An 8423-nucleotide genomic window follows, 5' to 3' on the forward strand; every position below is an offset into this window, starting at 1 on the left:
GTCTTGGTTATAGTTTTAATTTAGTTAGGAGTTATGAATTATGAGTTAAAAATTCTAATTCCTAACTCCTAACTTCGCAGTTAGAGTGCGCCAGCGCTGGGCATTAGGGTCAATTCATCAATAACTGCCTGTTGTGGCAACAGAACTGTGTAAAGAATTGACTGAGCCACAATTTCCGGGGTTAACATCTTGGAACGGTCTAAGTTGGCATGGACTGTTTCTGTGTCCCAAAGTTCGGTATTGACTGCCCCAGGACAAATAACCGTGACACGAACGCCGTAGGTGCGTTCTTCTTGTGCCAGGGTTTGAGAGAGGGCAATCAAACCAGCCTTGCTGACGCTGTATGCTCCCCAACCGGGAAACGGTTGCTTGGCGGCAATTGAGGCAATATTGATAATTGTGCCTGTACCGCGATCGCGCATTGAAGGCAAAATCCCCATAATGCACTGAAACACACTGGTAAGATTCAAGTTAATTACCTGCTGCCAGTCCTCTAGGGGGGTTTCGCTCAAAGTAGCTGTATATGCTATGCCAGAATTGTTTACCAGAATGTCTATATCACCAAAGTCAAGGGCGATCGCTTGGATCTTTTCTTTTACTTCAAACAGCCGCGCTAAATCTACAGCATAAGCTTTCGCTTCCACCCCAGTGTGCTCTACAGCTTGTCTTACCGCCTCCAACTTATCCAAAGAACGGCTGACTAAAGCCACATCTATTCCCGCTTTTGCAAAGGCTAAAGCCGTTGCTTTCCCAATTCCACTACTGGCCCCAGTAATCAGGGCGCGTCGTTTTTGCTCAACACTCATGGTGTCTCCCAATTTTTGGGCAGTTCCCAAAGCCTATTACCACCCCATTATTCACACTTCTCGGTTTGGATAGATTAAAGGAATCTAAAAATCTGATGATTTTCATTCAGCAACTGCTATGATGCAGTGTAATAGTCGGTATATTGTGGGTTTTTCCAGTGAAGACAACAAATCATCAGCTGAAAAATCACGCCGTCCACTCAAATTAGATTACTTAATAATACAAAAGTTATTCAATCAAATTGAGTATATTTGCCAAACACGCAAATGCCTATGGCTAGATTTTTAACAATCTAGCCATAGGCAATTATAACATTGCTGCTTGGTTAATCAATGATTATGTAATGCTGTTAGTGGGCAACTTCTGTAAAAACACCAATTTTGCGGAATTTTTCATACCGCAGTTGGCGGCGTTCTGGAGCGGTTAAACGATTGAGTTCGTCCAAATTTTCCAGCAGCACTTGCTTGAGAGTGGTAGCGGCTTTTAAAGGGTCAGAATGAGCGCCACCAGTGGGTTCAGGTAATATTTGGTCGATAATTCCCAACTTTTTCAGGTCGTGGGAAATAATTTTCAGAGCAACAGCGGCTTGGGGAGCCTTAGCGGCATCTTTCCACAAAATGGCAGCACAGGCTTCAGGAGTGGCAACGGTATAAACGGAGTGTTCAAACATCAGCAGGCGATCGCCTACACCAATACCGAGTGCGCCGCCAGAACCGCCTTCACCAATGACTGTGCAGATAATTGGCACATCTAAGCAGAACATTTCCCGCAAGTTGTAGGCGATCGCCTCTCCTTGACCTTGATGTTCTGCTTCTACCCCAGACCAAGCTCCTGGTGTGTCGATAAAGGTTAGTATTGGCATACTAAACTTGTTGGCATGTTCCATCAACCGCATCGCCTTGCGGTAGCCGCCAGGGTAAGGCATTCCAAAGTTACGGGCAATATTGTCTTTGGTATCGCGACCTTTTTGATGACCCAACATCACCACAGGTTGCCCACTCAGACGACCGACACCACCAACTAAAGCCGGATCGTCACCACCACAGCGATCGCCATGCAATTCCATCCATTCATCACTAATAGCCTGAATGTAATCGAGAGTACTGGGGCGACGCGGATGACGAGCGACTTGCAATCGCTGGGACGGGGATAGACTAGTGAAAATTTCCTCACGCAGTTGCATGGCGCGTGCTTCTAGTTGACGAATTTGACCAGAAACATCGACGCCATTTTCTTCTGCAAGTTGCCGAATTTGATCAATTCGGGTTGCCAGTTCTGCTAGGGGTTTTTCAAAATCTAACAGTAGCGGTTTACGCTCGGTAGTTGCCATCGTAGGGGTTATGAATTACGAGTTATGAGTTTTTCTATCAGGATTGAGTAGTGAGAAGTAAGGAGGTAGGAGTGAGGTTTGAGAAGGTGTGGACTTATGATTATTAACTCTTAACTCCTAACCGGAGGCGGAGCGTCTCCGGCTTTGCTCCTAACTCTTAACTGTTAAACCAGTAGTGGTCTAAATCCATGTTTTACTGACACCCGACCAATCTGCTCCATTTTGTCTACGGTAATCTGATTTCGCCCCCACGAAAAGTTCGTGTATAACTTCTCAAATTCCAACAGCATTGATTCGGCAAAACAAGCAAACAACTGGCGGGCTGGCACGTCCATATTGACTATTTTCATAATTTTCCAGTCAATATCCAGGGAATGCTCTACAATTCCACCATTTAACACGTGTACACCAGGATATTGAATTTTCGTTGCTAAGTTTTTAGGATAGCCACCATCAATCAACAAACAGGGTTGTTTCAAAGTCGTGGGGTCAATTTCCACGCCTTTGGGCATACTCGCAACCCAAACTACAACATCAGCTTGGGGTAGTGCTTCTGTCAAACCCATGATTTTTCCCCGCCCCAGTTCGCCTTGCAACTCTTTGAGACGTTCTTGATCACGGGCTATTAGCAGCAGTTCTTTGACATCTGTTCTCGCATCTAACCAGCGTGTAACTGCACTACCAATATCACCAGTTGCTCCACATATAGCAACTGTCGCGTTTGATAGATCAATTCCCAGTTGTTTTGACGCTTCTTCCACCTGCTTACAAATAATGTAGGCAGTGTGCGTGTTTCCTGTGGTGAACCGTTCAAACTCTAGTTTGATATTACGGACTTGGCTAAATTGCTCTAACTTAAAATTTTCAAAAATAATCGAGGAAAATCCGCCTAAAGCTGTGATGTTAATACCGTGCTTCTGTGCATGGGCCATGGCGTTGAGGATTTTGCGTGTTGCAGCTTTGATGCGGCGACTAGCTAGCATCTCCGGCAGAAAGCAAGATTCTACATACCGTCCTTCAATTTGTTGCCCAGTTACACTGGTTACAATAATGCTATCAACAATTTGCGGCGGGGCGCTGCACCAAAAGTCTAGCCCTTGATCGGCATACTCTGGGTATCCCAATTCTTGAGCTACCGCTTGAGCGTGTTCTAAACTAGTCAGATGTCCAATTAGACCAAACATGTAGTGATTATTAGGCTTATGCTGTTTTGAGCGCGTGTGAATTTCGTGTAGTTAGGAGTTAGGAGTACGATTCATAATTTCTCACTGATCATTCCTCACTGGAGGCGGAGCATTACCGGCTCCGCTTCTAACTTTTTATTAAGCGGCTATGAGTCCGTAGGCTGACAAGCGCATAATATCGCGAGTCGTGAAACCGATGTTACTCAATGCTTCACCATACTGAATCATAAAATCTTCTACTAAAGCATCTTTTTCCATTGCCATTGTGTGGGCATCACCCTCTACTTGGTTGAGCATTCTCCAGACGATGGGTAGGTTCTGGCGATTTGCTTGCTCTAGTTCAGCTTTGGATTGTGCAAAGTGTTCTTTCAACCAAACTTCTCCAAAGTTGAGGTGGCTATATTCTTCTTTTACTACTCCCTCCGTGATTTTACGGGCAAAATCATCGGCAACAGGGATGTAAATTTCATATGCTGCGATCGCAAAACATTCAATAATCAAAGACTGAATTAACAAACAAGTAACGACGTTACCGGATGCCGCTGCTGTTTGGAAATTTTGGTGTAGTCCAGAGAAAAACTCCTTGGCGAATTGCAAATCTGGGGTTACTTGCAAATTGCGCCCACAAGCTTCAAATCCTTTCTTGTGGCGACTTTCCATCTTAGAGAGGCGAATCAATTCATCATGAGATTCCGGCAGCAGTTGGGCTAGTGTGATGTAATTTTCATGGGCTTCTTGTTCCCCTTCAATCACGATCGCATTAATCCGGCTATAAGCATCTTTGTATGTTTCGCTCTTGAAATCTAATCCTTTAAATTCGTCTGTAAGCTGCTGCATGGTATGTTTACTCCTGTAAATCTGAATTATTTGATACCAGGATTCAATTTCCCCTATGAACTGAGGGTAATAATCACTGTGGTTAAATTTAACTTAACAAGTAGACTATATTTATAGATTAATTGTTGCTGGGGGCAATGTTCTAGTACTAGCGAAATAAATGCTTTGCAGCTCAAGTAATGTCCAAACCAAACCCGAATCTGAAATCTGGGGATTTTTTGAGCCTAGTAGTTTTACTGCTAGGGGCATTTGTCGTTCTACTCCCGCTGTTTGTAGTCTTTCTCACCTCCTTTGCACCAACCGCCGCCAGCCCGGGAAATTTATCCAAAAATAACTGGTCTTTAGCTAATTACCCCGTTGCATGGCAACAGGGAAAATTTTTGTTAGCGTTTGCTAATTCTACCTTGGTAGCGATCGCTGTGACGGCGTTTCAGATTGTCACTTCTGCTTTGGCTGGTTACGCCCTAGCACGGCTGAAGTTTCGGGGACGCCAAGCACTGCTATTGGTGGTTTTAGCAACTTTGGTGATTCCCTTTCAGTTATTGGTGATTCCCATCTTTTTGGTTTTGAAGTGGGGGCACCTGATAAATACCTATGGGGCGCTGATTTTACCCACTGCTGTCAACGGCTTTGGGATTTTCTTGTTACGTCAGTATTTCCAAACAATTCCGGTGGAGTTAGAGGAAGCCGCAGCTATAGATGGGGCGAACCGACTGCAAATTTTGTGGTGGGTGATGTTACCTTTAGCCGGTCCGGCCTTAGTGACGCTGTTTTTGTTCACCTTCATCAGCGAATGGAATGATTTGTTTAAGCCTTTGGTGTTTACCACACGTCCCGAATTAAGAACGGTGCAACTGGCGTTGGCTGAGTTTCAAGAGCAATTTACGAATAATTGGCCCTTGATGATGGCGGCGGTGACAATAGCGATAGTCCCAGTAATGGTATTATTTCTCATCGGTCAGCGTCAGTTTATTCAGGGTATTGCCACCACAGGGATTAAGAATTAGCAAAGGAGGCTGGCGGTGAGTCAAAGCCAGCCTGAGATTTCAATCTCAGCATTGAATTTTATGAAACTATGCGAAATTCTTCCTAGCCAAGCTGAATCCATAATTGTACACATTTTGTAGGAAATGGAAACAGTTATGAACCCTGAAACATTACAGCAGTTACAAGACGAGATTCAACATAAACTGCTTGAAAGCGTTAATAACGCTGGCTTATATGCAGTGCTTGAGAAGTACGGAGTATTAGATGATAGAGCTCTGGTAGTTCAGTGGCAGTGTAATCTTGATCCAAATAAAATCAAATCTGTTAATGCAAGCACAGAACAGGAAATTGTGCTAATGCAAAATTCCTGGTGTATTCCTTGCCCAACTGGCAACCCTAACGGCTGTAACTGCTAAATAATTTAGTCTTTGTACTATAAAGAGTTTATTCTAGTGAGTATAAAAATGCTAAACTTTGCATTTACTAGTTAGGCTAAAGAGATAATCCTAAGTATCACCATACCTAATTAGCAAAGAGCAGTATTTCAATATACTCTTAGTTTTTGGGTGCAAGTTTGTGATGTGTCGATACCGAAGCAGTTGGTACTGCGAGTTAGGCATAGTGAGTACTTTAGCAATTGCTGGAGTGCTCACTTTCTTTGAGAGTTTTGCCTTAGCCCAAATACAAAAGGATGGCACACTTGGATCTGAAAGTTCAATCATTACACCAAAGCTAATCGATGATCAATCTATAGACCAGATTGATGGTGGGGCAGTTCGTGGTACAAACTTATTCCACAGCTTTGAACAGTTTTCTGTCTCTGCGGGAAGGACAGCCTACTTTAACAATGCAAAAAATATTCAGAACATTATAAGTCGGGTGACAGGTAATTCTATTTCTAATATAGATGGCATTCTGAAAACTAACGGCACAGTCAACCTGTTTCTGATTAATCCTAACGGCATTGTTTTTGGGCCCAATGCTTCTTTAAATATCAACGGTTCATTTGTTGCAAGTACGGCGAGTAGTCTGAACTTTGCTGACGGTACAAAATTTAGTGCTATAGATACCCAAACTACACCCTTACTGACAGTAAGTGTTCCCATTGGTTTACAATTTGGAGCAACTGCGGCTTCCATCCGCAATCAATCCCAAGCAAAACCAGATGGCGCAACTAATAACTTTGGACAAGGCGTTGGTCTACAGGTGCAGCAAGGCAAAACCTTGGCACTTATAGGCGGTGATATAACGCTAGAGGGCGGAAATATCACAGGAAAGCAAGCAAGAATTGAGTTAGGAAGCGTCGCTGGTAATAGTCTGGTCAGTTTAAGTCCAACGAACCAAGGTTGGGCATTGGGATATGAAGGCGTTCAAAATTTCCAGACAATTCAACTAACCGATCAAATTGGGATTCCATCTATAGTAGATGCAAGTGGCGAAGGTGGCGGCGATATCCAGGTACAAGGCAGGCTTGTGCAGGTAACTGGCAATTCACAAATTCTGGCTAATACATCTGGAGCACAAACAGCTGGGAATTTGATAGTGAACGCCTCAGAGTCTGTAGAACTTGGACTAAATGCGGTATTGTCTAGTGTAAGTTATAACACCGGAAACTTTGGAAATATAAATGTCACTACTAAAAACTTGGTGGTCAGAGATGGAGCACAATTGCAAGGGCAATTGACCATAAATGCCTCAGATTCCGTGGAACTAATCGGCGGCACCTCCATTCCTGTCTTGCCAGATGGTAGTGATTTAATATCCAGTGGATTATTTAGTGCAACTTATAGTGATAAAAACGCTGGCGACATCACAATTAATACTGGAAAGTTGCGTATCCAAGGAGGGGCAAGAATATCAACAAGCTCTGAGGGTATATATAAATATATCACTAACGAACTTACACCAGCAAATACAGGAAAAGCAGGAAACTTGACGGTGAACGCCTCTGAGTCGGTAGAACTAATTGGAACCTCACCAAATGGTTCTAGGCTCAGTGGCTTGTTTTCTGGAACTGAAGGGCCTGGAGATGGCGGAAACTTGACTTTAACTACAGGGCAATTGATTATCAAGGATGGGGCTGCAATAACTGTGAGCAGCCAAGCTAGAAAAAATGTAATCTATATTGGAGATCCAAATAATTTAGGGAAAGCAGGCGATTTAAATATAACCGCTCGCTCCATACTTCTGGACAACAAAGGGAAACTCACATCTAATAGTGAGTCAGGTCGAGGCGGGAATATTACGCTACAGGTGCAGAACTTATTATTGATGAGCCGCGAAAGTAAAATAACCACTGACGCAGGTAAAACAGGGCTTGGTGGAAATGGCGGTAATATCATCATCAATGCACCTAATGGCTTCATCGTCGCGCCTCCGTCTGAAAATAGCGATATCACTGCCAATGCCTTCTCTGGCTCTGGTGGTAAAATCACAATCACCGCTAAAAACATCTTTGGTTTTGTACCGCGTACCCGTGCAGACGTAGAGAGACTTGATCCAAAGGAAATCAACCCGAATAACTTGCCAACAAATGACATTACGGCGTTTTCTCAGCAAAACCCTTCATTAAATGGCACAGTCCAAATCAACTCACCAGATGCTGACCCCAGTAGGGGATTAGTGGAACTACCCGTAAATCTGGTTGATGCTTCGCAGCAAATTGTTGCTGATTGTAATTCTGGTGCAAAAATAGCCAGGAGTTCATTTATTAGGACTGGGCGTGGAGGACTAATAGCCGATCCCACGCAGCCATTGATACCTGATGATGCAGTGCTGGCAAATTGGATCACACTCTCTCCAGAAAGTCACAATCGTGCTGGCGGTATTCCGAAAAGAGCGGTTGTTCAGGCACAGCAAAATACAGAAGAAAAATCACAGAAAGTTAATTCTGTCAATGAATCTATTCAAATTGTGGAAGCCCAAGGGTGGGTTATAGATGCTAGTGGAAACGTGGTTCTGGTTGATCAAGTACCCACGGCGACGCCTCATAACTCCTGGCTCAACACTGCATCTTGCGCTGCTAATTAAAAATTGAGATTCTTGTAATTTTTGTTAGTGCGATCGCCCCTTGTACTAAACTCAGCTATGAGTGCGTTGGCGTAGCCCGTCGTAAACATCGCTGATTCGCTATAACCTTCATGCAAGCGATCGCACCTTCTATTAAACTCAGCTATGGGTGCATTGGCGTAGCCCGTCGTAGACATCGCTGATTCGCTATCACCTTCATGCAAGCGATCGCCCCTTCTATTAAACTCAGCTATGGGTGCGTTGGCGTA

At 43.9% G+C, this 8423-nt stretch carries 8 protein-coding genes; 3 read left to right on the forward strand and 5 right to left on the reverse strand.

Annotated features, from left to right (window positions below):
* Nucleotides 1-80: 80 nt before the first annotated feature.
* The 4 genes from V7K40_RS23085 to V7K40_RS23100 all read right to left on the reverse strand — a co-directional run bounded on the left by V7K40_RS23085 (nucleotide 81) and on the right by V7K40_RS23100 (nucleotide 4158).
* The gene (locus V7K40_RS23085) at nucleotides 81-806 is read right to left on the reverse strand and encodes an SDR family oxidoreductase (protein ID WP_334963813.1); all 726 of its coding nucleotides are present in this window, start codon (nucleotides 804-806) and stop codon (nucleotides 81-83) included.
* A gap of 350 nt (nucleotides 807-1156) precedes the next feature.
* A complete protein-coding gene (locus V7K40_RS23090) occupies nucleotides 1157-2137 on the reverse strand; it encodes an acetyl-CoA carboxylase carboxyltransferase subunit alpha (protein ID WP_292763652.1) in 981 nt (326 codons plus the stop codon).
* A 164-nt stretch (nucleotides 2138-2301) separates the two neighbouring features.
* Nucleotides 2302-3321 carry a long-chain acyl-[acyl-carrier-protein] reductase gene (locus V7K40_RS23095; RefSeq protein WP_334963816.1) on the reverse strand — a complete coding sequence of 340 codons (1020 nt, stop codon included), beginning with the start codon at nucleotides 3319-3321 and terminating at the stop codon, nucleotides 2302-2304.
* Nucleotides 3322-3459: 138 nt separating this feature from the next.
* Nucleotides 3460-4158, reverse strand: a complete 699-nt coding sequence (locus tag V7K40_RS23100; RefSeq protein ID WP_334963818.1) for an aldehyde oxygenase (deformylating) — start codon at nucleotides 4156-4158, stop codon at nucleotides 3460-3462.
* Between the two features lie 179 nt (nucleotides 4159-4337).
* Here V7K40_RS23100 and V7K40_RS23105 point away from each other — a divergent pair, with 179 nt between their 5' ends.
* The 3 genes from V7K40_RS23105 to V7K40_RS23115 all read left to right on the forward strand — a co-directional run bounded on the left by V7K40_RS23105 (nucleotide 4338) and on the right by V7K40_RS23115 (nucleotide 8175).
* Nucleotides 4338-5165 (forward strand): carbohydrate ABC transporter permease, encoded by an 828-nt coding sequence (locus V7K40_RS23105; protein WP_334963820.1) that lies wholly within the window; start codon nucleotides 4338-4340, stop codon nucleotides 5163-5165.
* Nucleotides 5166-5300: 135 nt separating this feature from the next.
* Complete coding sequence (locus V7K40_RS23110; RefSeq protein ID WP_334963822.1) at nucleotides 5301-5561, forward strand: hypothetical protein; 261 nt, start codon at nucleotides 5301-5303, stop codon at nucleotides 5559-5561.
* Between the two features lie 205 nt (nucleotides 5562-5766).
* The gene (locus V7K40_RS23115; RefSeq protein ID WP_334963824.1) at nucleotides 5767-8175 is read left to right on the forward strand and encodes a filamentous hemagglutinin N-terminal domain-containing protein; all 2409 of its coding nucleotides are present in this window, start codon (nucleotides 5767-5769) and stop codon (nucleotides 8173-8175) included.
* On the opposite strand, the gene V7K40_RS23120 is transcribed toward V7K40_RS23115, so the two are convergent.
* A partial coding sequence (locus V7K40_RS23120) for a hypothetical protein (RefSeq protein WP_334963826.1) occupies nucleotides 8172-8423 on the reverse strand: 252 nt, incomplete at its 5' end. The two genes, V7K40_RS23115 and V7K40_RS23120, sit on opposite strands and share 4 nt — an antisense overlap.

It is taken from the genome of Nostoc sp. (assembly GCF_036917195.1).
GTDB lineage: Bacteria > Cyanobacteriota > Cyanobacteriia > Cyanobacteriales > Nostocaceae > Nostoc.

Bases quoted from the DNA above. Each gene is read 5' to 3' on its own strand.
- V7K40_RS23085 (WP_334963813.1), bottom strand. From the start codon at position 806: ATGAGTGTTGAGCAAAAACGACGCGCCCTGATTACTGGGGCCAGTAGT.
- V7K40_RS23090 (WP_292763652.1), bottom strand. From the start codon at position 2,137: ATGGCAACTACCGAGCGTAAACCGCTACTGTTAGATTTTGAAAAACCC.
- V7K40_RS23095 (WP_334963816.1), bottom strand. From the start codon at position 3,321: ATGTTTGGTCTAATTGGACATCTGACTAGTTTAGAACACGCTCAAGCG.
- V7K40_RS23100 (WP_334963818.1), bottom strand. From the start codon at position 4,158: ATGCAGCAGCTTACAGACGAATTTAAAGGATTAGATTTCAAGAGCGAA.
- V7K40_RS23105 (WP_334963820.1), top strand. From the start codon at position 4,338: ATGTCCAAACCAAACCCGAATCTGAAATCTGGGGATTTTTTGAGCCTA.
- V7K40_RS23110 (WP_334963822.1), top strand. From the start codon at position 5,301: ATGAACCCTGAAACATTACAGCAGTTACAAGACGAGATTCAACATAAA.